Genomic DNA, 23,068 nt, shown 5'->3' on the forward strand with positions numbered 1-23,068 from the left:
TTGAGTACGTGTGCTCATACCCGGTGCTCGCCGCGCGGCCAGTATGGAACCACGGCGCCACCGAGAGCGCCGATGGGTCCAACTGAGCCTGTCAGGGGAGAAGTTCTCATGTCGCGTCGTATCGCTGTGTCCGTTGCCGCCGGTGTCGTCGTCCTCGGTGGTGCCGGTGGCTTCGCCCTCGCCTACGCCGGCGACCAGTCGCCGGCGCCGGCCCACAGCACGGCCCGCTACACCGCTCCCACCGCCGACCGTGACGGCTCGCTGACCTTCACCACCGAGGTCACGGCGTCCTCCGACGTCAAGAGCGTGAAGGTGCTGGCCTGGCCGGCGAACTCGTCCTTCGCGAAGAAGGGGCTGACGGCCAAGGACATGGCCGCCGTCGAGTCGGCCGTCTGCAAGCCCTCCGGCGGGGACAGCCAGCGGTGCACCTACAAGGTCCCCGTCACCCGCGCCGACGCCGAGGGCTCCCCGCGGGGTCAGTGGCACGTGGCCGTCCTGGTCACCGCCGAGGACGGCGACACGACCCTCGACACCAAGGCGGCCGACTTCACGGTCGCCTGACCCCGCCCGGTCAGTCCGGCCGGGGCCGCCCCCGGCCCGTCAGCCGCACCAGCAGCGTGAGGGCCAGGAGGGGCAGCAACGCTCCTCCCAGCACCACGAACGGCAGCTCCGTGAGCAGGACCGTCCAGTCCATGCCCTCGTTCTCGAACCCCCCGCCCAGGTGGCGCCGGGTGCGGGGCAGGGACAGCCACAGCGAGGGTGCCCCGATCGCACCCGCCGCGGCGAGCGCGCAGCCCCCGCACGTCACTCCGTCCGCTCTCCGCTTCACGGGGACGAAGACGCGCCTGCCCGGCCCCTGGTTCAGGTCGTCAGGTCCCGGCGGCGCAGGCCCGCGAGACCTCCCGCCACCAAGGCGGCCGCCAGCGCGAGCAGGATCAGTACCGGCCCCCACTCCATCGCCCCGCCCGGCAGCTTCGGCAGGTGGCCGAAGGGGGAGAGGTCGAGCACCGCGCGCGGGGCGTCCAGCGCCGGGCCGACCCAGCCGATCAGCAGCACCGCACCGGCGACTCCCCAGGCAAGGGGCGCGAGACGGGGGGCCAGGCCGTACAGCAGGACCGTGAGGCCGCCGATCACCCACACCCCCGCCACCTGCACCAGGCACGCGCCCAGGATGGGGCCGGCCTGCTTGCCGTAGCCCACGGCGAAGCCGAGACCCGCGAGCAGCATGATGAGCACCGAGCCACCGAAGGCGATCACCAGGTGGCCGGTGGCCCAGCGCAGCCGGCCCACCGCGTTCGCCAGCACCGGTTCCGCCCGCCCCGAGGTCTCCTCGCCGTGCAGTCGCAGGACGGCGGCGACGACGAACAGCGCGGCGAGAAGTCCCAGCATCCCGGTCATCGAGGCGAGGAACGCGTCCGTGATCCCGGACCGTCCGCCCATCCGCTCGAAGATCTCGCGGGCCTGTTCGTTGTCGCCGACCAGGTCGGCCACGCCGTCCGTCAGACCGCCGTAGACCACCCCGGCCAGGAAGAAGCCGGTCGACCAGCCGAGCACACCGCCCCGCTGGAGCCGCCAGGCCAGTGCGCTCGCCGTGCCCAGCCGGCCGGAGGCAGGTCCCGGGCGCGTCGGCAGGAAGCTCATGCCCAGGTCCCGGCGGCCCGCCAGGACGTACGCCAGCGTGCCCTGGGCCGCCACCGCCGCCGCGAACAGGCCCAGCAGCCACCAGCGTTCACCGGCGAAGGGCCGCAGCTGCGACAGCCAGCCCAGCGGGGACAGCCAGGTCAGGACGGACGATCCGTCCGTGGACACCGAGTCGCCCGCCGCCCGCAGCACGAAGGCCGCGCCCAGCACCGCCGCCGTCAGGCCCCGCGCCAGTCGGGCGCTCTCCGTCAGCTGTGCGACGACCGCCGCCGCCGTCGCGAAGAGCATCCCCACCGCCCCCAGGCCCAGGCCCAACGCCAGGGCCCCGGCGGCTCCCCGGCCCGCCAGGCCCGCCGTCACCAGCAGGGCCAGGACGGCGTTCGCGGTCGCCGCCGCCAGCAGGGCCGCCGTCAGCGACGCCCGACTGCCCACCACCCCTGAGGAGAGCAGCTCCTGCCGCCCGCTCTCCTCCTCGTCGCGGGTGTGCCGTACGACGATCAGCAGGCTCGTCACGGCGGCGAGGGCGCCCGCGTAGACGCCGACGCGCCAGGCGGTGAGGGCGCCGAGGGAGTCGCCGAAGACGGGCCCGATCAGCGCGCGGAAGGAGGAGTTGGTGGCGACCTGGCGCAGCAGGTCGGCCCGCTCGGTCTCGGTGCCGTACAGGCCCTCCAGGGTGCTCGGCATCGACAGGACCATCAGGGCGTTCACCGCCACCCACACCGGGATCATCAGGCGGTCGCGGCGCAGGTTGAAGCGGAGCAGTACGCCGGTGCCCGCGAGGGAGGTCATGACACCTCCTGGTAGTGCCGCAGGAACAGCTCCTCCAGCGTCGGCGGTGTCGACGTCAGCGAGCGCACGCCCGAGTCGGTCAACTGCCTCAGCACCGCGTCGAGTTGGTCCGTGTCCACCTGGAGCCGGACCCTGCGGCCCTGGACGTCGAGGTCGTGGACGCCCGGCAGTTGCGCCAACCCGTTGGGGGCGCCCGCGAGTTCGGCCGTGACGCTGGTGCGGGTGAGGTGGCGCAGGTCGGCGAGGGAACCCGTCTCGACGGTACGGCCGGCGCGGATGATGCTGACCCGGTCGCAGAGTTCCTCCACCTCGCTCAGGATGTGCGAGGACAGCAGGACCGTACGGCCGCGCTCGCGCTCCTCCTCGACACAGCGCTGGAAGACCTCCTCCATCAGCGGGTCCAGGCCCGAGGTCGGCTCGTCCAGGATCAGCAGGTCCACGTCCGAGGCGAACGCGGCGACCAGGGCGACCTTCTGGCGGTTGCCCTTGGAGTAGGTGCGGCCCTTCTTGGTGGGGTCCAGCTCGAAGCGGTCGATCAGCTCGGCGAGCCGCGTGGGGGAGAGGCCGCCGCGCAGACGGCCGTAGAGGTCGATGACCTCGCCGCCGGAGAGGTTGCGCCACAGCGTCACGTCCCCGGGGACGTAGGCGATCCGGCGGTGCACCTCGACGGCGTCGGCCCACGGGTCGCGGCCCAGCACCTGCGCGGCGCCGGAGTCGGCGCGCAGCAGGCCGAGCAGGACGCGGATGGCGGTGGACTTCCCGGCGCCGTTGGGCCCGAGGAAGCCGTGCACCTCGCCGGTGGTCACCTCCAGGTCGAGGCCGTCGAGGGCGTGGGTGGCGCCGAACGACTTGTGGAGCCCGGAGACCGTGATTGCCTTCGTCATGCTTCAGAACGTACGCTTCTTTCAGAAATTTGTGAAGTTAAGGAAGCGTATGAAGCCCCGTTAGGGTGGTGGCCATGACGGATGCGGTGGAGCGGGACCCGGACGCGGTCTCGAAGTTCGTGGAGAGCTTCGCGGCCCAGCTCGTGGAGGCCGGGATGCAGCGCATGCCGGCCCGGGTCTTCGCCGCCCTCCTGTCCTCCGACGCGGGCACGATGACCTCCGCCGAGCTGGGGGAGCAGCTCCGGATCAGTCCGGCCGCGGTCTCCGGGGCGGTGCGCTACCTCGCCCAGACGCACATGGTCTCGCGGGAGCGGGAGCCCGGGTCGCGCCGGGAGCGCTACCGGGTGCACGGCGACCAGTGGTACGAGGCCCTGACCAACCGTGAGGCCGTCATCAAGCGGTGGGAGGGCGCCCTGCGGGAGGGTGTCGCCAGTCTGGGTGCCGACACTCCCGCCGGACGCCGCATGGCCGAGACGCTCGCCTTCTTCGAGTTCGTCGAGGGCGAGGTCGCGGCCATGATGGAGCGGTGGAGGGTGCACCGCGAGAAGCTGTTCGGGAGCCCCTAGCGTTCCCTGGTCTCCTCCAGCACCGTCCGCCCCAGCAGCAGATACCGCTCCGGCGAGCGCCGCTTCAGGTACTGGGCGTACCCGATGCCGAGCGCCGCTACCGCCGCCACCAGCCACGGGGTGGCCTTCAGCACCAGTGAGCCGGACTCCTTGCCGGCCGCCGCGCTCATGTTGGACACCAGCAGGACGACCACGGCGAGCATCGCGAGGCCGCCGACCAGCGGGGCCGTGAGGGTCCGGAACCAGTGCCGGCTCTCCGGGTGGTGCGTGCGGAAGTACGCCAGCACCGCGAAGGAGCACACGGCCTGCACGATCAGGATCGCCATGGTGCCGAGGATCGCGAGCAGCACGTACGTCCCGTCGTACGGGTCCTTGCCGGCCACCCAGAACGCCACCAGGAGTACGGCCGTCACCAGCGTCTGCACCAGGCCCGCGACGTGCGGTGAGCCGTGCCGGGGGTGGGTGCGGCCGATCGTGTTCTTCAGCGAGGGCAGGACGCCCTCGCGGCCCAGCGCGTACATGTAGCGGGCGGCGCAGTTGTGGAAGGCCATGCCGCAGGCCAGCGAGCCGGTGATCATCAGCCACTGCATGACGTCCACGGCCCAGTGGCCGACGTACTGCTCGGTGGGGCCGAAGAAGAGCCCGAGCGGGTTGGCGGTGGCGACCTCGACGGCCTTCGACTCGCCGGTGCCCGAGATGGCCATCCAGGAGACGAAGACGTAGAAGACACCGACGCCGAGGACGGAGATCATCGTCGCCTTGGGGATGATCTTCTTCGGGTTGCGGGACTCCTCGCCGTACATCGCCGTCGACTCGAAGCCGACCCACGACCAGAAGGCGAAGAAGAGGCCGAGGCCCGCGGAGGTGCCCTTGAAGGCGTTGACCGGGTTGACCGGGTCCAGGCTGAAGCCGTCGGGGCCGCCGCCGTGGAAGGCGACCGACACGGCCATCGCGGCGAGGACCGTCACCTCGGTGGCGAGCAGCACGACGAGGAGCTTCTCGGCGACCGAGACGCCGAACCAGGTGCCCATCGCGTTGACCGCGAGCATCAGTGCCGCGAACGCCCACCACGGGATGTGCAGCCCGGTCTGGTCCTTCAGCGTCCCCGTCGCGAACGACGAGAAGATGCCGATGAGCGCCGGCTCGAAGACGACGTACGCGAAGGTGGCGAGCAGTCCGGAGGCGAGACCGGCGGTGCGGCCGAGGCCGTAGGAGATGAAGCCGTAGAAGGCGCCCGTCGAGGTGATGTGCTTGGCCATCGAGGTGAAGCCAACGGAAAAGATTGCCAGGACGACCATTGCGACCAGATAGCTCGCGGGGGCGCCGATGCCGTTGCCCGCCGAGACCATGAAGGGCACGTTGCCCGTCATCGCGGTGATCGGGGCGGCGGTCGCCACGGCCATGAAGACCACGCCCAGCAACCCGATGGCGTTGGGTTTCAGTCGGTGGACCGTACCGTCGCCGTCCGTCCTCGCCGCCGGGGCGACTCCCTCGTCCACTGCCATCGGGTGGCCCCTCTCTTGCTCGTCCACTGTGTGCCGAACCGGAACTCTGTAGCCCGAATGAGTCGAGCAAGGGTCTCGGGGCGTTAAATGTTTGTCAACCAGACCTTTAGAAATCTGGTGGCAATATGCGGCTCGTAGCGTCACCGGCATGAGTTACGCGTCCGTTCTCGGCGGTCACCGCTACCGCTTCGACACCCTTGCCCGACTGCTCGCCGCCGCGAGCCCCGAGCGCTCCGGGGACCGGCTGGCGGGACTCGCGGCCGCCTCCGCACAGGAGCGGGTCGCCGCGCGCTGGGCGCTGGCGGAGGTGCCGCTCACGGACTTCCTCGCCGAGCCGCTGATCCCGTACGAGAGCGACGACGTCACCCGGCTGATCCTCGACACGCACGACCCGGTGGCGTTCGCACCGGTGGCCGCGATGACGGTGGGCGGGTTCCGGGAGTGGCTGCTGTCTCCCGGAGCCGACGCGGAGACGCTGGCCGCCGTGTCGCCCGGGCTCACGCCCGAGATGGTCGCCGCCGTCTCCAAGCTGATGGGCAACGCGGATCTGGTCGCCGTGGCCCGCAAGGTGCGGGTGGTGACGGCCTTCCGCTCCACCATCGGCCTCCCGGGCCGCCTCGCCACCCGGCTCCAGCCCAACCACCCCACCGACGACCCGGCGGGCGTGGCCGCGGCCCTGCTCGACGGGCTGCTGCTGGGCTCCGGCGACGCGGTGATCGGCATCAACCCGGCGACGGACAGCCCGAAGGCCGTACGGGACCTGCTCGAACTCCTCGACGGGGTGATCCAGCGGTACGCGATCCCCACCCAGTCCTGCGTGCTGTGCCACGTCACGACGAGCGTGGAGCTGATGGCGAAGGGCGCCCCGGTCGACCTGGTCTTCCAGTCCATCGCCGGGACCCAGGCGGCGAACGCGTCCTTCGGCGTGACGCCGGGGCTGCTCGACGAGGCGTACGAGGCGGCGCTGGCCCTCGACCGGGGCACGGCCGGGCGGAACGTCATGTACTTCGAGACCGGGCAGGGCAGCGCCCTGTCGGCGGGCGCGCACCACGGGGTGGACCAGCAGACGGTGGAGGCACGGGCGTACGCGCTCGCCCGGCGCTACGACCCGCTGCTGGTCAACACGGTCGTGGGCTTCATCGGCCCGGAGTACCTCTACGACGGCCGGGAGATCCTGCGGGCCGCCCTGGAGGACCACTTCTGCGGCAAACTCCTCGGCCTGCCCATGGGGTTGGACATCTGCTACACCAACCACGCGGACGCCGACGACGACGACATCGCCACCATGCTGACCATGCTCGGCGTGGCCGGCGCGTCCTTCGTGATCTGCACCCCGGGCGGCGACGACATCATGCTCAACTACCAGTCGGCCTCCTACCACGACGCGTTGTACCTGCGGGAGGTGCTGGGGCTGCGCCCGGCACCGGAGTTCGAGGCGTGGCTCGACTCGATCGGGCTGCTGGACGAGCGGGGCGGGATCCGCGAAGTGACCTCGCATCCGCTGACGGCGATCGGGAAGGAGCTCGCGGCGTGAGTGAAGTGACCGTGCAGACAGGGGAGTTCGCGGCGTCCGACCTGTGGTCGGCGCTGCGGCGGCGCACGCAGGCCCGGATCGGGCTCGGGCGTGCCGGTTCCGCCCTTCCCACCCGGCACCGCCTCGAACTCCAGGCGGCCCACGCGGCGGCCCGGGACGCGGTGCACTCGCCGTTCGCTCCGGACGTCATTGCGGCGGGGCTGCCCGGGACGCCGACGGTACGGGTCCGCAGTGCCGCCGCCGACCGGCTCACCTACCTCCAGCGTCCCGACCTGGGCCGTCGCCTCGACCCGGTGGACCGGGCCCATCTGCCCACGGGGGACTGGGACGTGGTGTTCGTCGTCGCCGACGGGCTGTCCAGCCGGGCGGTGCACGAGCACGCGGCGGCGGTGGTGCGCGCGACGACGGCACGGCTCGGTGACTGGCGGATCGCCCCGGTCGTCCTCGCCGAACAGGCGCGCGTGGCCCTCGGCGACGACGTGGCGGCGGCGATGGACACGGCGATGGTGGTGGTGCTGATCGGCGAACGCCCCGGGATGTCGGCGGCGGACTCGCTGGGCGCGTACCTGACGTACGGCCCGAAGCCGGGCGTGACGACCGACGCCGACCGCAACTGCCTGTCCAACATCCGCCCACCGCTGGGGCTGTCGTACGAGGGGGCGGCCGGGAAGCTGGCGGGGTTGATGGGGCGGGCGCGGGAACTGGGGCGCACCGGGGTGGAGCTCAAGGACGACCACGATCACGAGGAAACACCCGGAGCCGCCCCCGAGCGCCCCGAGGAACTCACCCGGCCGTGACGCCGAGCGCCCGGAAGAGGCTCACTCGGCGGTGACCCCGAGCGCCCCTAGGGGCTCACCCGGCCGTGACCCCGAGCGCCCGCAAGAGCTCACCCGGCGCTGACCCCGTACGCCTCGAAGGGCTCACCGCGGCACAGTGAGCCGCAACGCTCCCTCCCGTACCGTCCACGTCCGCCGTCGTACCGGTCCTCCCACTCCCGCGTCCGCCCGGTACCGGAAGTCCGCGCCCGTGACGGTCACCGTCCTGCCCGTGGCCAGCAGCGGGGACGCCTCCGCGCCCACCGACAGCCGGCGTACCTCCACCGAGGCCAGGCCGCCGCCGCCGGAGCCCGGGGTCACCGAGACCGCCTCCAGGGGCTGGTCCAGGTCCACCAGCGTCACCCCGTCGACCTCCACCCGCAGCCGCGAGGGGCCAGGAACGGCAGGCGCGCTCTCCCGGGCGGGACGGGCCGGCACCAGGGTCCGTACGAGGGACTGGCAGGTCCGCAGCCAGGGCCGCGCGGCCTCCACCGGCTCCTCCCGGGCGACCAGGGCGGGGATCCGCAGCGCCCCGAGGACCACCCCGTCGCTGTCGTCCACCAGCATGTCCAGGCGCCGCTCGGCCCCGTCCAGGACCGCCCGCGCGGCCGCCACCGCCCCCGTGGGCAGCCCCAGCGCACGGGCGACGCCGAGGGCCGGGCCCACCGGCACCACCGACAGCACACATTCGGCCAGCTCCCGCTGCCGGTGCAGCTGCACCACCGCCCGCATCAGCGCCCGGTCGTCACCGACCACCACCGGCCGCCGCGAGCCCCGCCGGGCCAGCGCCCGGGCGAACTCCTCGGGATCCTCCGGCAGACACACCTTCGTCGCCGCACCCGCGCTGAGCACGTCTTTCACGATCCGTACGGACTCGCCGTCCGTCTTCCGGGCGACCGGATCGATCACCACGAGCAGCTGATCGGAAGTCGCGGAAGTCGCCACCTCGGCCATGCCTCGCTTCCTCGGGTAGCATCTTTGTGCAAGAGCCCCTTGCGCTATTGCGCCAGGGGCTTCGTCTATTCCGGGGCATCCGGGTCCGACGGGCAGCGGCCGACGACGGCCGTTGGTGCATGCGACGGCAAACCGTACGCGTACACCCCTGACCTTGGACATGCCCCGCCCGGAAGGGGTGTACGCGCGTGCCCGCACTTGTGCTGCTCGGTGCTCAGTGGGGTGACGAAGGCAAGGGAAAGGCGACCGACCTGCTCGGTGGCTCGGTGGACTATGTGGTGCGCTACCAGGGCGGCAACAACGCCGGCCACACGGTAGTCGTGGGCGATCAGAAGTACGCCCTCCACCTCCTCCCTTCCGGAATCCTGTCTCCGGGGTGCACCCCGGTCATCGGCAACGGTGTCGTCGTCGATCCGTCGGTCCTGTTCTCCGAGCTGAACGGACTGAACGACCGCGGCGTCGACACCTCCAAGCTCCTGATCAGCGGTAACGCCCACATCATCACGCCGTACAACGTCACCGTGGACAAGGTGACGGAACGCTTCCTCGGAAAGCGCAAGATCGGCACCACCGGTCGCGGCATCGGCCCGACCTACGCCGACAAGATCAACCGCGTGGGCATCCGCATCCAGGACCTGTACGACGAGTCGATCCTGACCCAGAAGGTCGAGGCGGCCCTCGACGGCAAGAACCAGCTCCTGACCAAGGTCTTCAACCGCCGGGCCATCGAGGTCGGGCAGGTCGTCGAGGAGCTGCTGAGCTACGCGGACCGGCTGAAGCCGTACGTCGCCGACACCGTCCTGGTCCTCAACCAGGCCCTGGAGCAGGACAAGGTCGTCCTGTTCGAGGGCGGCCAGGGCACGCTCCTGGACATCGACCACGGGACCTATCCCTTCGTCACGTCCTCCAACCCCACCGCGGGTGGCGCGTGCACCGGCGCCGGCGTGGGCCCGACGAAGATCAGCCGGGTCATCGGCATCCTGAAGGCCTACACGACCCGGGTCGGCTCCGGCCCCTTCCCCACCGAACTCTTCGACGAGGACGGCGAGGCGCTGCGCCGCATCGGCGGTGAGCGGGGTGTCACCACCGGCCGTGACCGTCGCTGCGGCTGGTTCGACGCGGTGATCGCCCGCTACGCGACCCGCGTCAACGGCCTCACCGACTTCTTCCTCACCAAGCTCGACGTCCTCACCGGCTGGGAGCAGATCCCGGTCTGCGTGGCCTACGAGATCGACGGGCAGCGCGTCGAGGAACTCCCGTACTCCCAGACCGACTTCCACCACGCGAAGCCGGTCTACGAGTACCTGCCCGGCTGGAGCGAGGACATCACGAAGGCCAAGACCTTCGCCGATCTCCCGAAGAACGCCCAGGACTACGTGAAGGCGCTGGAGGAGATGTCCGGCGCCCCGATCTCCGCGATCGGCGTCGGCCCGGGCCGCGACGAGACGATCGAGATCAACTCGTTCCTCTGACCCCCGGGCCGGACTGGTCAGGCACGCTCACCGCGGAGCCGCCCCACCCGGGGCGGCTCCGTCGTCGTCGAGGCTCCTATGATCACCCTGCCCCGGCGCCCGCCGCGGCCCCGCACGCCTCCCGGACAGGCCGAAGACCATGACGGACACCGCCCGCAGAACTCCCCGGGTCCTCGCCCGCTGTGCCCAGGCGGCGCTGGCGGCGGCCGCCGTCGCGGACGCGTTCCGCGCGGTCGCCGTCCGGGACGACCACCTGCACCCCTCGGCCGCGGCCCTGCACCGGTCGGGCACCCTGTCCATGGTCTTCGTCTACACCATGACACTGGCGACCGTGCTGTTCCTCGTATGGCTCGCCCGGTCCCGGAGCAATGCCCAGGAGCTGTCCCCCGGGGCCGCGTTGCCGAGCCGGGGCTGGACGATCGGCGCGTGGTTCGTGCCGGTGGTCAACCTCTTCGTCCCGCGTCGGCTCGTCCTCGACATCGGGCGCGCGAGCTCCGCGTCCTGGGAGCGGCAGCGGGGCACGACGCTGGTGAACCTGTGGTGGGCGGCCTGGGTCGCGCACGCGGTGGTGCTCGTGGTGGCGAGCCGGGTGGCCCCCGGGTCGATGGCCCTCCTCGTGCTGGCGGAGGCGCTCATGCTCGCGGCGGCCGCGCTGCTGGGGCTCGTCATCGAGCGCGTCACGGCGGCCCCTCCCGGCCGGCCGAGCTGACTCATCCTTGAACGGGACATGGTCGATTCCTGGTTTCCCGGGCGGCCCGGCAGCCGTCACGCTCTACGCGAGTAGCCCCGCACGCCTCCATGTCTACGCGCGTCGCGCCACGTTTCCAGGAGCTCTGCATGCCCGTCAGTCCCATGAACCGCCGTGCTTTCGTGAAGAAGTCGGCCGTCACCGGTGCCGCCGTGGCCGTCGCGGGGACGGCGGGAGCGCCCGCCGCCCAGGCCGCCGAGCACAAGCCCGCCAAGGTCCCGAAGACCTGGACCTTCTCCATCCTCGGCACCACCGACCTGCACAGCCACGTCTTCGACTGGGACTACTACCTGGACGCCGCCTACAGCGACAAGGCCGGCAACTCCGTCGGTGTCGCCCGCGTCGCCACCCTCGTCAAGCAGCAGCGCGCCGCCAAGGGCGAGGAGCACGTGCTGCTCGTCGACGCCGGCGACATCATCCAGGGCACCTCCCTGGCCTACTACTTCGCCCGCGTGCAGCCCATCACCGACAAGGGCGCCGCCAAGCACCCGATGGCCGTCGCCATGAACCACATGCGCTACGACGCCGCCGCCCTCGGCAACCACGAGTTCAACTACGGCATCGAGGTGCTCAGGAAGTTCGAGAGCCAGTGCCGCTTCCCGCTGCTCGGCGCCAACGCCCTCGACGCGAAGACGCTGAGGCCCGCCTTCCAGCCGTACACCGTGAAGCGGATCTGCGTGCCGGGCGCCCCCGACATCAAGGTCGGCATCCTCGGCCTCACCAACCCCGGCATCGCCCTGTGGGACAAGGACAACGTCAGCGGGAAGATGGTCTTCCCCGGCCTGGTCGAGCAGGCGAAGAAGTACGTGCCCCGGCTCCGGGCCCTCGGCTGTGACGTCGTCTTCCTCACCGACCACTCGGGCCTGGACGGCAGTTCGTCGTACGGCGACGAGCTCCCGTACGTCGAGAACGCCTCCAACCTCGTCGCGCAGCAGGTCCCCGGCATCGACGCGATCCTGGTCGGCCACACCCACGTCGAGGTGCCGTCGTACACCGTGAAGAACGAGGAGACCGGCGAGGACGTCCTGCTCTCCGAGCCGTACTGCTGGGGCTACCGGCTGAGCGTCTTCGACTTCGAGCTGGAACTCGTGCACGGGCAGTGGAAGGTCACCAAGAAGACCGCGCAGACCCTCAACCCCAACACGGTCGACGAGGACCCGGAGATCAAGAAGCTCCTGGAGGCCGACCACGAGCTGGTCGTGAAGTACGTCAACACCCCGGTCGGCACCTGCACCGAGGACCTCTCGGCCGCCGAGTCCTGCTGGAAGGATGTCCCCATCATGGACTTCATCCACCAGGTCCAGATGGACACGGTCAAGGCGGGGCTCTCGACCGCCGACGCCGCGCTCCCGCTGATCTCGGTCGCCGCGCCCTTCTCCCGCACCGCCGACATCCCGGCCGGCAGCGTCACCATCAAGGACATCGCCGGGCTCTACATCTACGACAACACCCTCTACGGCAAGAAGCTCACCGGCGCCCAGCTCAAGGACTACCTGGAGTACGCGGCGAAGTACTACCACCAGGTCCCGGCGGGCACGAAGGTCGACACCGCGACCCTCACCAACGCCAACAGCTTCTGGGACTACATGTACGACACGGCGGCCGGTGTGTCGTACGACATCGACATCGCGGCGGCCGAGGGCTCCCGCATCAAGAACCTGTCCTACAACGGCACTTCGGTCGCCGACGACCAGGTCTTCGTCGTCGCCGTCAACAACTACCGGGCCAACGGCGGCTCCGGCTACCCGCACATCGCGGCCGCCGACATCGCCTACAGCTCCACCAACGAGATCCGCCAGCTGATGATCGACTACGTGACGGCCAAGGGCGCTCTCGACCCGAAGGACTTCGCGGTCGCCAACTGGCGGCTGACGCAGGACGGGACCCCGGTCTTCTGACCGGAGTCCCGTCGTCCGGGCGGCCGGTGGCTCAGCAGCCGGCCGCCCAGGTGTGGGAGTCGCCGCGGTCGTTGGCCACGCCGTTGTAGCCGACCTCCTGGCCGGGGGCGAGACAGATGGTCATGGGGCCGAGCCGGTTGGCGGACGCGTACACCTTGACGTGGTCCTTGATGCCGGGACCCGAGATGCCGTGGTTGGCCCAGGACGAGTCCTGGTCGGCCATGTTGCCCTCCCACCAGCCGTCGTCACCGGTCCACTCGATCTTCTGGCCCTGGAAGTCGGCGTCGGTCCAGGCGCAGAAGTTCCCCCTGCCGCAGGCCGCCGCCTGGGCCGAGGCCGAGGTGGCGAGGACGGCTCCGGTGGCGAGCAGTCCGGCGGACAGGACGGCGATGAAGCGCTTCACTGGTTTCCCTTCGGGTGGGTGGTGCTCGGTCGGGTGATGTCGCCGCCCTCCAGCAGGGCGGTCGCCTGGGTGAGGGCACGGGCGCGCAGCCGCCGCCACTCCGCGAGCTCCGCGCGGTGCGCCGCACGGACCTCGGCGAGCGGGCGGCCGGTCCTGGCGGCCTCGGGCTTCAGGTTGTTGACGACGACCGAGGCGTGGAACCAGCGGTCCTGGTCGCCGTAGAGCCGCCGTTGTGCGGCCGCGAGGCAGCCGTCGGTGTGGGCGCGGACCACGAACCCGGTGCGCAGCCGCACCGACAGCTCGGCTCTTCCGGTGCCGAACAGCGCGTCCGCGACGCGCTGCCCGTCCGACGCGGGGGACAGGCCCCGGCGGGTCAGGCAGTCGTCGGTGAGCCGGCGGGTGGCCGCCTTGACGACGTCGTCGGCGCTGGGCGCCGGGTGGGCGGCGCAGGCGGACGCGGTGAGGAGCGTGAGGAGAGCGAGGACGGCCGAAGCGGCCGCCGCCGTACGCGAACCCATGGACGCTCAGCCCACGGAGGTGATCAAGACGAGGCGCATGCGCGCTGCATGCCCAGCGGATTATGGCCGTATGCGGCGATTCACCCGTTCAGTCGATCATGGGGATCGGGAGCGCGAAAACCCGGCGGCGACCCGGCAGTTGACAGCGGGGTGACCACCGGGTGCCGACGGCGATCCACAGCCAAGGTGAAATCGGTCATACGGGCATATTCTGAGTACGTGCATCGGCGTGTGTCGATCAGGAGAAGGTGAGTGCGATGCGCGTACTGCTCAAGGTGTCCATGGACACGGAGAAGGCGAACGAGGCCATCAGCCACGGCACCCTGTCGAAGCTGATCGAGGCGTCGATGGAACAGATCAAGCCCGAAGCGGCCTACTTCACCGCCGAGAACGGTCAGCGCACCGCCTACATGGTCTTCGACATGCAGGACAGCTCGCTGATGCCGGTGATCAGCGAGCCGTTCTTCATGAACCTGGGCGCCAAGATCACCTACACCCCGGTGATGAACTACGAGGACGTCCAGAGGGGTCTGTCCCAGCTTGGGCGTTGACCCTCGGAGCGGCCGCCTCCCTCAGCTGAAGATGATCATCGAGCCCTGGGCGAGGCTCCGGGTCGCCGCCGCGTGCAGCCCCAGCCAGACATGGCGCTCGCGGGCGAACGGGCTGGGGTCGTAGGGCGCCGGGACGGCAGGCTCCTCCAGCTCCGTGGGGGCCCGCGGCGGCTCGGGCGGCGCCGGCGGGTTGGCCGGGTCGATGCCGATCACCGGGGCCACGAACTCCAGCTCCCGCAGCAGCGCCTGCGCGGAGCCCAACGGGCCGCCGCCCGCGAGGAGTTCGTCGTTGGCGAGGGGGTGCGGGAAGTCGACCGGGACGTACGCGCCCGCGTGGTCGTAGTGCCAGACCAGATGGGACTGCTGGGCCGTCGTCTCGAACATCTCCAGCAACTGCTCGTAGTCACCGCCCAGTTCGTCGACCGGGGTGACCGGGAGACCGCACACCTGGAGCAGATAGGCGCGGCGCAGGAAGTGCAGGGCGTCGTAGTCGAACCCGGCCACCGGGGCGACCTCGCCGGACAGCCCCGGCATGTACTGGTACACCGGCACCGGCGGCAGCCCGGCCTCGGCGAGCACCTTGTTGTATTGCGCGAGTTCATCGGCGAACGGGTTGTCCGGGGTGTGGCACAACACGTCGACGAGCGGCACCAGCCACAGGTCACAGGCCAAAAGACAGCTCCTCGGATACTCGCGGTGCGCGGATATCGTCACACGGTGGTCAGGGCAGGGTAGTCGCTGGAGTCCCGGGCCGGGGCCCCCTGTGCGGGTCGTGGTGGTCCCTTACCCGTGCGGGGAGCGGTCAGTCGGCGGTGAGGCCCTCGATGAGGGTCAGATAGTGGCCGTTGTAGGCGTCGAGGAGCTCGCGGGCGGTCTTGGTGTCGCGCTCGTACAGGGCGTCGGCGACCTCGGTGTGCCCGGACCACAGGCTGCCGCGCAGATCAGCGGTGGCGCGGCGCAGATGCTGGACCGTGCACACCCAGGCCTGCACCCGCAGGCGGTGCAGGAAGTCGGCGAGGTAGGGATTGCCGAACAGGACGCTCAGCTCGCGCCAGAAGCGCAGGTCGTAGCCGATCAGTACGCTCAGGTCGCCCGCGGCGGCGGCCCGCTGGGCCTCCTCGCCACGCCGCCGTACCCCCGCCACGGCCGCGGCCGTACGGGGTTCGTCGAGCTCCTGGAGGATCCGGTGGCCGGCGTCGAGCGCCTGGAACATACCGTCCGTGACCAGGCTGCGGGCCTCGATCATGCCCCGGAAGTCGTCGAGCGAGTACTCGTGGACGTGGAAGCCGCGGTGCTGGTCGGCCTCCAGGAGGCCCTGCGCGGACAGGTCCACGAGCGCCTCGCGGACCGGGGTGGCGGAGACGCCGTACTGCTCGGCGATCTCCTTCACGGTGAACTCCTGCCCCGGCTGGAGCCGCCCGGCCAGCACCTCGTCGCGCAGCGCGTCCGCGATCTGCTGCCGCAGCGTGCTGCGGGTGACGGCACCGTTACCGCTGCTGCCGGGCATCGTCGGGGCGCCTCCCTCGCGCAGGTGCACATGGCGTGCTCGTACATATGTCTACGAGCACGCCACCTTACGCGTTCGAAGGTCCGCGGGGTTTACTCCGTGTACTCGTCCGCCACGGAGAGCGCGACGTCCAGCGCGGCGAGCCCTTCCTTCAGTTCCGCCTCGCCGACATTGCACGGCGGCACGACATGCGTCCGGTTCATGTTGACGAACGGCCAGACGCCCTGCTTCTTCGCGGCCGCCGCGAACGCGGCCATCGGGGCGTTCGCCTCGCCGGCCGCGTTGTACGGCACGAGCGGCTCGCGGGTCTCCTTGTTCCTCACCAGCTCCAGGGCCCAGAACATGCCCACGCCCCGCACCTCGCCGACGCTCGGGTGGCGGGCGGCGAGCTCCGCCAGCGCCGGCTCCAGGACGGCTGTACCGAGCCGCTTGGCGTTGTCGACGACGCCCTCCTCCGCCATGACGTTGATCGTCGCGACGGCGGCGGCGCAGGCGAGCGGGTGCCCGGAGTAGGTGAGCCCGCCGGGATAGGGCCGCTTGCCGAAGGTCTCGGCGACGGCGCCGGAGATGGCGACCCCGCCGAGCGGCACGTATCCGCTGTTGACGCCCTTGGCGAAGGTCATGAGGTCGGGTGTGACGTCGAACAGGTCGGCGGCGAACCACTCACCGGTGCGCCCGAACCCGGCCATCACCTCGTCGAGGACGAAGACGATCCCGTACTTGTCGCAGATCTCCCGCACTCCGGCGAGATAGCCGGGCGGCGGCACCATGATCCCCGCGGTCCCGGGGATGGTCTCCAGGACGATCGCGGCGACGGTGGCGGGCCCCTCGAAGGCGATCGTCGTCTCCAGGTGCTCGAGCGCCCGTGCGGTCTCCTGCTCCTCGGTCTCGGCGTAGAAGCGGGACCGGTACAGGAAGGGCGCCCAGAAGTGCACGACCCCGGCGGAGGCGCTGTCGGAGGCCCAACGCCGGGGATCCCCGGTGATGTTGACGGCCTGCTGGGTGCCGCCGTGGTACGACCGGTAGGCGGAGAGCACCTTGGGCCGCCCGGTGTGCAGCCGGGCCATCCGCACGGCGTGCTCGACGGCGTCGGCCCCGCCGTTGGTGAAGAAGATCTTGTCCAGGTCGCCCGGGGTCCGCTCGGCGATCAGCCGGGCCGCCTCCGAGCGGGCCTCGACGGCGAAGGCGGGCGCGAAGGTGGTCATCCTCGCCGCCTGCTCCTGTATCGCGGCGACGACCTTCGGGTGCTGGTAGCCGATGTTGGTGTAGACGAGCCCGCTGGTGAAGTCGAGATAGCGGTTGCCGTCGTAGTCCCAGAAGTACGACCCCTCCGCACCGGCGACGGCGAGCGGGTCGATGAGCTCCTGCGCGGACCAGGAGTGGAACACATGAGCACGGTCCGCGGCCTTCACGGCGACGCCGACCTCGGGGTGTGGCTGAGGAGTCATGCGGGTGAGCGTAAATGTCCGCGATGCGGAATCGGTATCGGCGTCCTGTCTGCGGACGGCGGCTTTCCGCGACAGGTTGTCCAGCTCCGAGCCGTTGACAGCTTCCTGTCGAAATGACAGCATGTTGTCATGACTTCGAAGCCCGTGCATCTCGCCGTCTACGACACCTTCGCCGACTGGGAGACGGGCCACGCCACGGCCTACCTCGCCCGCGCCGGGTACGAGATCCGGACGGTCGGCCCGTCCCGTGAGCCGGTGACCTCCATCGGCGGCCTGCGGGTCCAGCCCGCGCGCGCCCTGGACGACGTACGGCCGTCCGACAGCTCCCTGCTGATCCTCCCGGGCGCCGACCTCTGGGACACCTCGGACGACCTCGCCCCCTTCGCCCGCAAGGCGCGGGAGTTCCTCGCCGCCGGGGTCCCGGTCGCCGCGATCTGCGGGGCCACCGCGGGACTCGCGCGCGAGGGACTGCTCGACGACCGCGCCCACACCAGCGCCGTGTCCTTCTATCTGGCGGCCACCGGGTACGGCGGCGGGGAGCGGTACGTCGACGCGGACGCCGTGACCGACGGCGGACTGATCACCGCCGGGCCCACCGAGCCCGTCGCGTTCGCCCGGGAGATCTTCCGGCTGCTGGGCGTGTACGAGGGCGAGGTGCTGGACGCCTGGTACCGGCTGTTCCACGACTCCGACCCGCAGGCCTACGCCGTGCTGGAGAAAGCGGCCGCGCGGTGAGCCGGGAACGACAGGACCTGCTCAGCCGCAGCGCGCTCGGGGTCTTCCGGCTCAACGGCCGGTTCCTGTCCGTGGCCGACGAGTTGGCGGGCCCCGCCGGGCTCACCGCCGCCTGGTGGCAGGTGCTCGGCGCGGTGCTGGGGCAGCCGCTGCCGGTCGCCGGGATCGCCCGGGAGATGGGCATCACCCGGCAGAGCGTGCAGCGGATCGCCGACCTGCTGGTGGAGCGCGGGCTGGCCGAGTACCGGCCCAACCCCGCCCACCGGCGCGCCAAGCTCCTCGCGCCGACCGAGGAGGGGCTGGCCGCCGTACGGCGGATCGACCCGGGCCACGCGGCCTTCGCCGACCGGCTCGCGGACGCCTTCGGCGAGGACGAACTCGCCGACGCCGTACGGATGTTGGAGCGGCTGAGCAAGGTGCTCGACCAGCTCTCGACGGACGGCGGACGGACGTAGACACTGGAGTCCGTCGTGCGGATGTGCGGGTGTGCGGTCTCGGGGAGGGCGGCCTGCGATGGAGGGTCGGGAGGAACACGCCACGGCCGAACCGGAACCCGAGCACGGCCCCTCACGCGAACGGCTCCCGCCCGGCACCTACCTGGCGCCGTACACCCCGGAGCCGGAGGGCGAGCCCGGGCCCCGCAGCCGCCCCGTCACGGCCGCCCTCGTGGCCGCCGCCCTGGTGGTCGTCCTGGGCGCCGGCAGCGCGGTCCACACCGTCCTGAACAGCGGCGACCCCGCACCGGCACCCCCTTCTGCGACGGCCTCGCCCTGAAGCTCCGTCAACGCGGCTCCGGTGGCCGTTGGCGGGGCATGTTCGGTCTGGCCGGGGGGCCCGGGGGGAGGGGGAAGCGGCCCTGGGCGTGGCCGGGGTCCTGGCGGCCGCCGGAGGTCACCGCGCCCTGGATGCCCATGGGCGCCGAGCCGTTGCGGAACTCCACGATCCAGTCGGCGGTCTCCACCCGGATGAGCTCCGTCACGTCCTCGGAGAAGCGCCGCAGCACCCCCAGGCACCGCTCCGTGGCCTCCGCGGCCGTGCCCTCCGTCGGCCCGAGGACCTCCCGGACGCTCTCCGACGCCCAGTCGAACTGGAGCACCTGGAGTCGCCGCTGCACGGCCTGCGCGGTGGCCACGTCCCTTATCCACCCGGACGTCACCCCGAAGTAGCGGTCGACGGCGACACAGGCCACCGCGAGCAGCAGCCCGAGATACCCCCAGGCCGCGACCCGGGTCCCGGCCACCCCGGCCAGGCCCAGCAGCGGCAGCACCGCCCCGGTCACCGCCCCCGCCGCGGCCCCGCCCCGCAGGGCCCGCGCACCACGCCGCTTCCACACCCGGTCCGCGAGATACCAGGACGCCGTCTCCAGCGCCCCGCGCTCCACCCACCGGTACAGCTCGTCGAGCCGCACGGCCGGCTCGCCCCAGTCGCCGAGCGGAAACGTCCGCCCGGCCAGATCCGCCCGCCCGTCCTGAGGCGGGCCCTCGGGCTGCATCTCCGGCTGAGCCACCCGGCGCTCCCTACTGATCGGTCACCCTGCGTGACGCCTGATGCTGATGTGCCGGACCCTTCCTACCGCCCAATGGGTGGCGAAGGGGGTGCTTTGGTCGCTTTTCCGCTCGGAAGAGGGCCTTGATCAGGTATAGGACTCCACGTCGACTCACTCGAAAGAGTGCTGGGGCGACGCCCGTCCCGACCACGTAGGCTCGTGCCAGGGAGGAAAAACCTCGCCCACACAGCCGTACCGACACAGGAGCTGATCGTGATCCCCGGTGGTGGCCAGCCCAACATGCAGCAGCTGCTCCAGCAGGCCCAGAAGATGCAGCAGGACCTGGCGAACGCGCAGGAGGAGCTCGCGAGGACCGAGGTCGACGGACAGGCGGGCGGCGGACTGGTCAAGGCCACCGTCACCGGAGCCGGCGAGCTGCGCGCGTTGAAGATCGACCCCAAGGCGGTGGACCCGGAGGACACCGAGACCCTCGCCGACCTGATCGTGGCGGCCGTACAGGCGGCCAACGAGAACGCGCAGGCGCTCCAGCAGCAGAAGCTCGGCCCGCTGGCCCAGGGCCTCGGCGCCGGCGGCAGCGGCATCCCCGGGCTGCCCTTCTAGGGAGCCGTCCCGGTCTTTCGACGGTGCCCGTCTTTCACAGCCGGGCACCGGCCAACTAGCGTACGTACTGCAAGGAACCAAGGAAGGACGGCAGTCCGTTGTACGAAGGCGTGGTCCAGGACCTCATCGACGAACTGGGGCGGCTGCCCGGCGTCGGTCCCAAGAGCGCCCAGCGGATCGCCTTCCACATCCTGCAGGCGGAACCGACGGACGTACGCCGGCTCGCGCAGTGCCTGATGGAGGTCAAGGCGAAGGTCCGCTTCTGCGCGACCTGCGGCAATGTCGCCCAGGAAGAGCTCTGCACCATCTGCCGCGACACCCGCCGCGACCCCTCCGTCATCTGTGTGGTGGAGGAGCCCAAGGACGTGGTGGCGATCGAGCGCACCCGGGAGTTCCGTGGCAAGTACCACGTCCTGGGCGGCGCGATCAGCCCGATCGAGGGTGTAGGACCCGATGATCTGCGCATACGAGAACTGTTGGCCCGCCTGGCCGACGGTACGGTCACCGAGCTGATCCTGGCCACGGACCCGAACCTGGAGGGGGAGGCCACAGCGACGTACCTCGCCCGCATGATCAAGCCCATGGGCCTCAAGGTCACCCGCCTGGCCAGCGGCCTCCCGGTGGGTGGCGACCTGGAATACGCGGACGAGGTGACCCTCGGCCGCGCCTTCGAGGGGAGACGACTCCTAGATGTCTGACGCCACACTGCACGCGAGCGCGCAGGACCCCGACGACTTCGCGGTCCAGATCGCCGACCAGGTCGAGAGTTTCCTGGTGGCCGTCATCGAGGTGGCGAAGGGCGACGAGCCCGACTCGGCCGTCCCCTTCCTCCTCCTGGAGGTCTCCCAGCTCCTGCTGGCCGGCGGCCGCCTGGGCGCCCACGAGGACATCGTCCCCGACGAGCGCTACGAGCCCGATCTGGGCCCGGAGGCCGACGTGGACGAGCTCCGCGAGAACCTCGCCCGGCTGCTGGAGCCGATCGACGTCTACTCCGAGGTCTTCGACCCCTACGAGCCCCGCAAGGCCCCGGTGCCGGCCCGTATCTCGGACGACCTGACCGACGTCATCACCGACCTGCGCCACGGCATGGCCCACTACCGCGCGGGCCGCACCACGGAGGCGCTGTGGTGGTGGCAGTTCTCCTACTTCTCCAACTGGGGCTCCACGGCGTCCGCGACGCTGCGCGCCCTCCAGTCGGTGGTCGCGCACGTCCGCCTGAACCAGCCCCTGGCGGAGCTGGACGGTCTCGACACCGACCAGGCCATCGGCGACGAGACGCTGGAGTTCGAGGCCGGCAAGGTGATGGTGGAGGAGATCGCGGGCCCGCTGGGCCTCGGGCCGTCGTCCGCCAAGTGACGGCTCCGGGCGGGACGGCTCCCGACCCGGTGTGACACGGGTCATACGAACTGGCTTCTGGATCGGCGTAATGCGCGGGCACCTGGGGTGGTCTCACTGCACGACGGCCACACCCGGCCCGTGCCCCCGCCGCCCGAATCGGAGCCCCTCATGCACGTCACCCTCCAGCAGCCGACCGGCGCCCGTCTGATCACGGCCGCGGACCAGGAGCTCGCGATCCCCGTGACCCTGCGCCACACCTCCGCGGACCCGTTGGCCGTGCACCTCGACTTCCCGCCCCATGTCACGGCCGACGGCGAGGTGACCACGTGGACCTTCGCGCGGGTGCTGCTGGGGGAGGGGCTGCGGACGGCCGCCGGGATCGGCAACGTCCGCGTCCGCCCGGCCGGTTCGACCCACACGTACGTCGAGTTCCGCGCCCCGCAGGGCCTGGCCCGGCTCCGCTTCACCACCGCCGACCTGCTGCGCTTCCTGGCCCGCACGTACACGGTCGTCGCCCCGGACGAGGAGACCGTGGGCGCCGAACTGGACCACGGGCTGGTGGAGTTGTTCGGGGGGCGGGTGTGAGGCGGGTGCGTGCCGCGTGCGTGCCGGTCACAGTCCCCACAGGCCCTTGGTCACCGCCGTGACGCCGCCGGTCAGGGCCAGCAGCAGGACGAGCAGGCGGGCCCGGTTCTCCGGTATCCGGGGCGCGAGGGTCCTGCCGATCAGGCCGCCCGCGGCCATCGCCGCGACCACCAGCACCCACTGCACCCGGTCCAACGCGGGGATCCCGTTCGACGCCACCGAGACCGCGTTCACGAGCACGCCGTAGAACATCGCGTTCGGGACGAACTCCCGTACCGGCCAGCCCGCGTTGACGGCGTAGAGGGAGAACGGCGGGCCGCCCACCCCGGCCGCGGAGTTCATGAAGCCGCCCACCGCACCCGCGGCCACCGCTCCCCGGGTGCCGCGCAGAGCCGGCACCGCGAAGCCGCGCAGCACCAGCAGGACGGCCACCGTCACCAGGCCGCCCATGACCAACAGCAGCCAGGGCTCCGGGAGTTGCCGGGTCAGCCAGGTGCCCGCCGGTACCGTGCAGGCCGCCGCCGCGCACAGCGGGACCATCGCCCGCGGCCGGACCAGCCGCCACCCTCCCGCGAGCCCCGCGCAACAGATCGCCCCGGCCGCGCAGTTGGCCAGCACGACTCCCTCGGTCGGCCCGAGCAGCAGGACCAGCGCGGGCACGGCGACCAGCGCGAAACCCATGCCGGTGAGCCACTGCACGGACGAGCCGAGCAGCACGATGCCCGCCAGCAGCACGTCTGCGATCACGGCCAAGGTGTACCGCACTACACCCCGGGTTCGGGAGCGCACCCCCTCGTGACCGTCCCCGGGGCACGGGATCGTTGATCTCGCCAGGTCAACCACCCCGTACCGAAGGAAAGACCATGAAGTCGCTGCTCTCCTCCACCCCCGTCCTGTGGTTCCTCTTCCTCTTCAACCTCGTCGTCGCGGTGGCCGCGCCCTTCGTCGTGGACGGGGCGCAGGGCATCATGACCGCCGTCGGGATGGGCGTGGTGTCGCTCGGCGCCGGCGTCTCCCTGCTGCGCGGACAGCGACCGGGCGCTCACGGGGCGTGAATTGGGCGTGTGTTG

At 71.2% G+C, this 23,068-nt stretch carries 28 protein-coding genes; 16 read left to right on the forward strand and 12 right to left on the reverse strand.

The features are described from left to right. The first annotated feature begins 108 nt into the window (after nt 1-108). Complete coding sequence (locus AC2XR2_RS24330; RefSeq protein WP_449348866.1) at nt 109-561, forward strand: DUF5707 domain-containing protein; 453 nt, start codon at nt 109-111, stop codon at nt 559-561. 10 nt (nt 562-571) lie between these two features. Here the strand turns inward: AC2XR2_RS24330 and AC2XR2_RS24335 are convergent, their stop codons facing one another. From AC2XR2_RS24335 to AC2XR2_RS24345, 3 genes are read right to left on the reverse strand one after another with little or no spacing between them, the layout of a single operon-like run. After that, nucleotides 572-829 (reverse strand): hypothetical protein, encoded by a 258-nt coding sequence (locus tag AC2XR2_RS24335; RefSeq protein ID WP_491516299.1) that lies wholly within the window; start codon nt 827-829, stop codon nt 572-574. A gap of 32 nt (nt 830-861) precedes the next feature. Further along, nucleotides 862-2,430, reverse strand: coding sequence for an ABC transporter permease (locus AC2XR2_RS24340; RefSeq protein WP_491516300.1), 1,569 nt, complete (start codon nt 2,428-2,430; stop codon nt 862-864). After that, nucleotides 2,427-3,314 (reverse strand): ABC transporter ATP-binding protein, encoded by an 888-nt coding sequence (locus AC2XR2_RS24345; protein WP_491516301.1) that lies wholly within the window; start codon nt 3,312-3,314, stop codon nt 2,427-2,429. The genes AC2XR2_RS24340 and AC2XR2_RS24345 overlap by 4 nt, the downstream gene beginning before the upstream one ends. A 74-nt stretch (nt 3,315-3,388) precedes the next feature. On the opposite strand from AC2XR2_RS24345, the gene AC2XR2_RS24350 reads away from it, so the two are divergent. After that, nucleotides 3,389-3,880 carry a GbsR/MarR family transcriptional regulator gene (locus tag AC2XR2_RS24350; protein ID WP_330265472.1) on the forward strand — a complete coding sequence of 164 codons (492 nt, stop codon included), beginning with the start codon at nt 3,389-3,391 and terminating at the stop codon, nt 3,878-3,880. Here AC2XR2_RS24350 and AC2XR2_RS24355 read toward each other — a convergent pair. Beyond that, the gene (locus AC2XR2_RS24355; protein ID WP_491516302.1) at nt 3,877-5,385 is read right to left on the reverse strand and encodes an APC family permease; all 1,509 of its coding nucleotides are present in this window, start codon (nt 5,383-5,385) and stop codon (nt 3,877-3,879) included. The two genes, AC2XR2_RS24350 and AC2XR2_RS24355, sit on opposite strands and share 4 nt — an antisense overlap. A gap of 148 nt (nt 5,386-5,533) precedes the next feature. Here AC2XR2_RS24355 and AC2XR2_RS24360 point away from each other — a divergent pair, with 148 nt between their 5' ends. Together AC2XR2_RS24360 and eutC are read left to right on the forward strand one after the other, a co-directional pair. Continuing rightward, complete coding sequence (locus tag AC2XR2_RS24360; RefSeq protein ID WP_491516303.1) at nt 5,534-6,919, forward strand: ethanolamine ammonia-lyase subunit EutB; 1,386 nt, start codon at nt 5,534-5,536, stop codon at nt 6,917-6,919. After that, nucleotides 6,916-7,716: an ethanolamine ammonia-lyase subunit EutC gene (gene eutC, locus AC2XR2_RS24365; protein WP_381299088.1), complete on the forward strand. Its 801-nt coding sequence runs from the start codon at nt 6,916-6,918 to the stop codon at nt 7,714-7,716. The genes AC2XR2_RS24360 and eutC overlap by 4 nt, the downstream gene beginning before the upstream one ends. A gap of 123 nt (nt 7,717-7,839) precedes the next feature. On the opposite strand, the gene AC2XR2_RS24370 is transcribed toward eutC, so the two are convergent. Next, entirely contained in the window at nt 7,840-8,688 is an 849-nt protein-coding gene (locus AC2XR2_RS24370; RefSeq protein ID WP_381299089.1) for a diacylglycerol kinase family protein, read from the reverse strand. 188 nt (nt 8,689-8,876) lie between these two features. Between AC2XR2_RS24370 and AC2XR2_RS24375 the strand changes: the two genes are divergently transcribed. The 3 genes from AC2XR2_RS24375 to AC2XR2_RS24385 all read left to right on the forward strand — a co-directional run bounded on the left by AC2XR2_RS24375 (nt 8,877) and on the right by AC2XR2_RS24385 (nt 12,806). Next, nucleotides 8,877-10,160, forward strand: a complete 1,284-nt coding sequence (locus tag AC2XR2_RS24375; RefSeq protein WP_330265467.1) for an adenylosuccinate synthase — start codon at nt 8,877-8,879, stop codon at nt 10,158-10,160. A 139-nt stretch (nt 10,161-10,299) separates the two neighbouring features. Further along, nucleotides 10,300-10,869, forward strand: a complete 570-nt coding sequence (locus AC2XR2_RS24380; protein ID WP_491516304.1) for a DUF4328 domain-containing protein — start codon at nt 10,300-10,302, stop codon at nt 10,867-10,869. A gap of 128 nt (nt 10,870-10,997) precedes the next feature. Next, complete coding sequence (locus tag AC2XR2_RS24385; RefSeq protein ID WP_491516305.1) at nt 10,998-12,806, forward strand: bifunctional metallophosphatase/5'-nucleotidase; 1,809 nt, start codon at nt 10,998-11,000, stop codon at nt 12,804-12,806. 31 nt (nt 12,807-12,837) lie between these two features. Here the strand turns inward: AC2XR2_RS24385 and AC2XR2_RS24390 are convergent, their stop codons facing one another. Together AC2XR2_RS24390 and AC2XR2_RS24395 are read right to left on the reverse strand one after the other, a co-directional pair. Next, the gene (locus AC2XR2_RS24390; protein WP_381299092.1) at nt 12,838-13,209 is read right to left on the reverse strand and encodes a peptidase inhibitor family I36 protein; all 372 of its coding nucleotides are present in this window, start codon (nt 13,207-13,209) and stop codon (nt 12,838-12,840) included. Next, nucleotides 13,206-13,727 carry a hypothetical protein gene (locus tag AC2XR2_RS24395; RefSeq protein WP_330265463.1) on the reverse strand — a complete coding sequence of 174 codons (522 nt, stop codon included), beginning with the start codon at nt 13,725-13,727 and terminating at the stop codon, nt 13,206-13,208. The genes AC2XR2_RS24390 and AC2XR2_RS24395 overlap by 4 nt, the downstream gene beginning before the upstream one ends. 257 nt (nt 13,728-13,984) lie before the next feature. On the opposite strand from AC2XR2_RS24395, the gene AC2XR2_RS24400 reads away from it, so the two are divergent. Then, on the forward strand, nt 13,985-14,278 hold the full coding sequence (locus AC2XR2_RS24400) for a hypothetical protein (protein ID WP_381299094.1): 294 nt from the start codon (nt 13,985-13,987) through the stop codon (nt 14,276-14,278). A 21-nt stretch (nt 14,279-14,299) separates the two neighbouring features. On the opposite strand, the gene AC2XR2_RS24405 is transcribed toward AC2XR2_RS24400, so the two are convergent. The 3 genes from AC2XR2_RS24405 to AC2XR2_RS24415 form a co-directional block, all read right to left on the reverse strand. Then, nucleotides 14,300-14,950: a putative DNA-mimic protein gene (locus AC2XR2_RS24405; RefSeq protein ID WP_030319710.1), complete on the reverse strand. Its 651-nt coding sequence runs from the start codon at nt 14,948-14,950 to the stop codon at nt 14,300-14,302. Nucleotides 14,951-15,080: 130 nt separating this feature from the next. Next, nucleotides 15,081-15,785 carry a GntR family transcriptional regulator gene (locus tag AC2XR2_RS24410; RefSeq protein WP_491516306.1) on the reverse strand — a complete coding sequence of 235 codons (705 nt, stop codon included), beginning with the start codon at nt 15,783-15,785 and terminating at the stop codon, nt 15,081-15,083. Nucleotides 15,786-15,877: 92 nt separating this feature from the next. Beyond that, nucleotides 15,878-17,233 carry an aspartate aminotransferase family protein gene (locus AC2XR2_RS24415; protein WP_381299096.1) on the reverse strand — a complete coding sequence of 452 codons (1,356 nt, stop codon included), beginning with the start codon at nt 17,231-17,233 and terminating at the stop codon, nt 15,878-15,880. Nucleotides 17,234-17,362: 129 nt separating this feature from the next. On the opposite strand from AC2XR2_RS24415, the gene AC2XR2_RS24420 reads away from it, so the two are divergent. The 3 genes from AC2XR2_RS24420 to AC2XR2_RS24430 are packed head-to-tail and all read left to right on the forward strand — an operon-like array spanning nt 17,363 to nt 18,742. After that, a complete protein-coding gene (locus AC2XR2_RS24420) occupies nt 17,363-17,968 on the forward strand; it encodes a type 1 glutamine amidotransferase family protein (protein WP_491516307.1) in 606 nt (201 codons plus the stop codon). Next, nucleotides 17,965-18,423, forward strand: coding sequence for a MarR family winged helix-turn-helix transcriptional regulator (locus tag AC2XR2_RS24425; RefSeq protein WP_330265458.1), 459 nt, complete (start codon nt 17,965-17,967; stop codon nt 18,421-18,423). Before AC2XR2_RS24420 ends, AC2XR2_RS24425 begins: the two co-directional genes overlap by 4 nt. 58 nt (nt 18,424-18,481) lie before the next feature. Continuing rightward, complete coding sequence (locus AC2XR2_RS24430) at nt 18,482-18,742, forward strand: hypothetical protein (protein WP_330265457.1); 261 nt, start codon at nt 18,482-18,484, stop codon at nt 18,740-18,742. Between the two features lie 7 nt (nt 18,743-18,749). On the opposite strand, the gene AC2XR2_RS24435 is transcribed toward AC2XR2_RS24430, so the two are convergent. After that, nucleotides 18,750-19,475 carry an SLATT domain-containing protein gene (locus tag AC2XR2_RS24435; protein ID WP_381299098.1) on the reverse strand — a complete coding sequence of 242 codons (726 nt, stop codon included), beginning with the start codon at nt 19,473-19,475 and terminating at the stop codon, nt 18,750-18,752. A gap of 252 nt (nt 19,476-19,727) precedes the next feature. Here AC2XR2_RS24435 and AC2XR2_RS24440 point away from each other — a divergent pair, with 252 nt between their 5' ends. The 4 genes from AC2XR2_RS24440 to AC2XR2_RS24455 all read left to right on the forward strand — a co-directional run bounded on the left by AC2XR2_RS24440 (nt 19,728) and on the right by AC2XR2_RS24455 (nt 21,998). Beyond that, complete coding sequence (locus tag AC2XR2_RS24440) at nt 19,728-20,075, forward strand: YbaB/EbfC family nucleoid-associated protein (protein ID WP_330265455.1); 348 nt, start codon at nt 19,728-19,730, stop codon at nt 20,073-20,075. 98 nt (nt 20,076-20,173) lie between these two features. Beyond that, nucleotides 20,174-20,773: a recombination mediator RecR gene (gene recR / locus AC2XR2_RS24445; protein ID WP_381299099.1), complete on the forward strand. Its 600-nt coding sequence runs from the start codon at nt 20,174-20,176 to the stop codon at nt 20,771-20,773. Next, entirely contained in the window at nt 20,766-21,431 is a 666-nt protein-coding gene (locus AC2XR2_RS24450; RefSeq protein ID WP_330265454.1) for a DUF5063 domain-containing protein, read from the forward strand. The genes recR and AC2XR2_RS24450 overlap by 8 nt, the downstream gene beginning before the upstream one ends. A gap of 150 nt (nt 21,432-21,581) precedes the next feature. Further along, complete coding sequence (locus tag AC2XR2_RS24455; RefSeq protein ID WP_330265453.1) at nt 21,582-21,998, forward strand: SsgA family sporulation/cell division regulator; 417 nt, start codon at nt 21,582-21,584, stop codon at nt 21,996-21,998. A gap of 27 nt (nt 21,999-22,025) precedes the next feature. Here AC2XR2_RS24455 and AC2XR2_RS24460 read toward each other — a convergent pair whose 3' ends face one another. Continuing rightward, a complete protein-coding gene (locus tag AC2XR2_RS24460) occupies nt 22,026-22,745 on the reverse strand; it encodes a TSUP family transporter (RefSeq protein WP_381299101.1) in 720 nt (239 codons plus the stop codon). A 116-nt stretch (nt 22,746-22,861) separates the two neighbouring features. On the opposite strand from AC2XR2_RS24460, the gene AC2XR2_RS24465 reads away from it, so the two are divergent. After that, nucleotides 22,862-23,053: a hypothetical protein gene (locus AC2XR2_RS24465; protein ID WP_356462351.1), complete on the forward strand. Its 192-nt coding sequence runs from the start codon at nt 22,862-22,864 to the stop codon at nt 23,051-23,053. Nucleotides 23,054-23,068: the final 15 nt, after the last annotated feature.

Source organism: Streptomyces sp. LS-MS-L19, assembly GCF_058382285.1.

Coding starts and splice junctions, on each gene's coding strand:
- AC2XR2_RS24385 (WP_491516305.1), top strand. CDS start 10,998: ATGCCCGTCAGTCCCATGAACCGCCGTGCTTTCGTGAAGAAGTCGGCC.
- AC2XR2_RS24330 (WP_449348866.1), top strand. CDS start 109: ATGTCGCGTCGTATCGCTGTGTCCGTTGCCGCCGGTGTCGTCGTCCTC.
- AC2XR2_RS24340 (WP_491516300.1), bottom strand. CDS start 2,430: ATGACCTCCCTCGCGGGCACCGGCGTACTGCTCCGCTTCAACCTGCGC.
- AC2XR2_RS24455 (WP_330265453.1), top strand. CDS start 21,582: ATGCACGTCACCCTCCAGCAGCCGACCGGCGCCCGTCTGATCACGGCC.
- AC2XR2_RS24430 (WP_330265457.1), top strand. CDS start 18,482: ATGGAGGGTCGGGAGGAACACGCCACGGCCGAACCGGAACCCGAGCAC.
- AC2XR2_RS24360 (WP_491516303.1), top strand. CDS start 5,534: ATGAGTTACGCGTCCGTTCTCGGCGGTCACCGCTACCGCTTCGACACC.
- AC2XR2_RS24395 (WP_330265463.1), bottom strand. CDS start 13,727: ATGGGTTCGCGTACGGCGGCGGCCGCTTCGGCCGTCCTCGCTCTCCTC.
- AC2XR2_RS24350 (WP_330265472.1), top strand. CDS start 3,389: ATGACGGATGCGGTGGAGCGGGACCCGGACGCGGTCTCGAAGTTCGTG.
- AC2XR2_RS24345 (WP_491516301.1), bottom strand. CDS start 3,314: ATGACGAAGGCAATCACGGTCTCCGGGCTCCACAAGTCGTTCGGCGCC.
- AC2XR2_RS24410 (WP_491516306.1), bottom strand. CDS start 15,785: ATGCCCGGCAGCAGCGGTAACGGTGCCGTCACCCGCAGCACGCTGCGG.
- AC2XR2_RS24370 (WP_381299089.1), bottom strand. CDS start 8,688: ATGGCCGAGGTGGCGACTTCCGCGACTTCCGATCAGCTGCTCGTGGTG.
- AC2XR2_RS24400 (WP_381299094.1), top strand. CDS start 13,985: ATGCGCGTACTGCTCAAGGTGTCCATGGACACGGAGAAGGCGAACGAG.
- AC2XR2_RS24420 (WP_491516307.1), top strand. CDS start 17,363: ATGACTTCGAAGCCCGTGCATCTCGCCGTCTACGACACCTTCGCCGAC.
- AC2XR2_RS24450 (WP_330265454.1), top strand. CDS start 20,766: ATGTCTGACGCCACACTGCACGCGAGCGCGCAGGACCCCGACGACTTC.
- AC2XR2_RS24415 (WP_381299096.1), bottom strand. CDS start 17,233: ATGACTCCTCAGCCACACCCCGAGGTCGGCGTCGCCGTGAAGGCCGCG.
- AC2XR2_RS24465 (WP_356462351.1), top strand. CDS start 22,862: ATGAAGTCGCTGCTCTCCTCCACCCCCGTCCTGTGGTTCCTCTTCCTC.
- AC2XR2_RS24380 (WP_491516304.1), top strand. CDS start 10,300: ATGACGGACACCGCCCGCAGAACTCCCCGGGTCCTCGCCCGCTGTGCC.
- AC2XR2_RS24355 (WP_491516302.1), bottom strand. CDS start 5,385: ATGGCAGTGGACGAGGGAGTCGCCCCGGCGGCGAGGACGGACGGCGAC.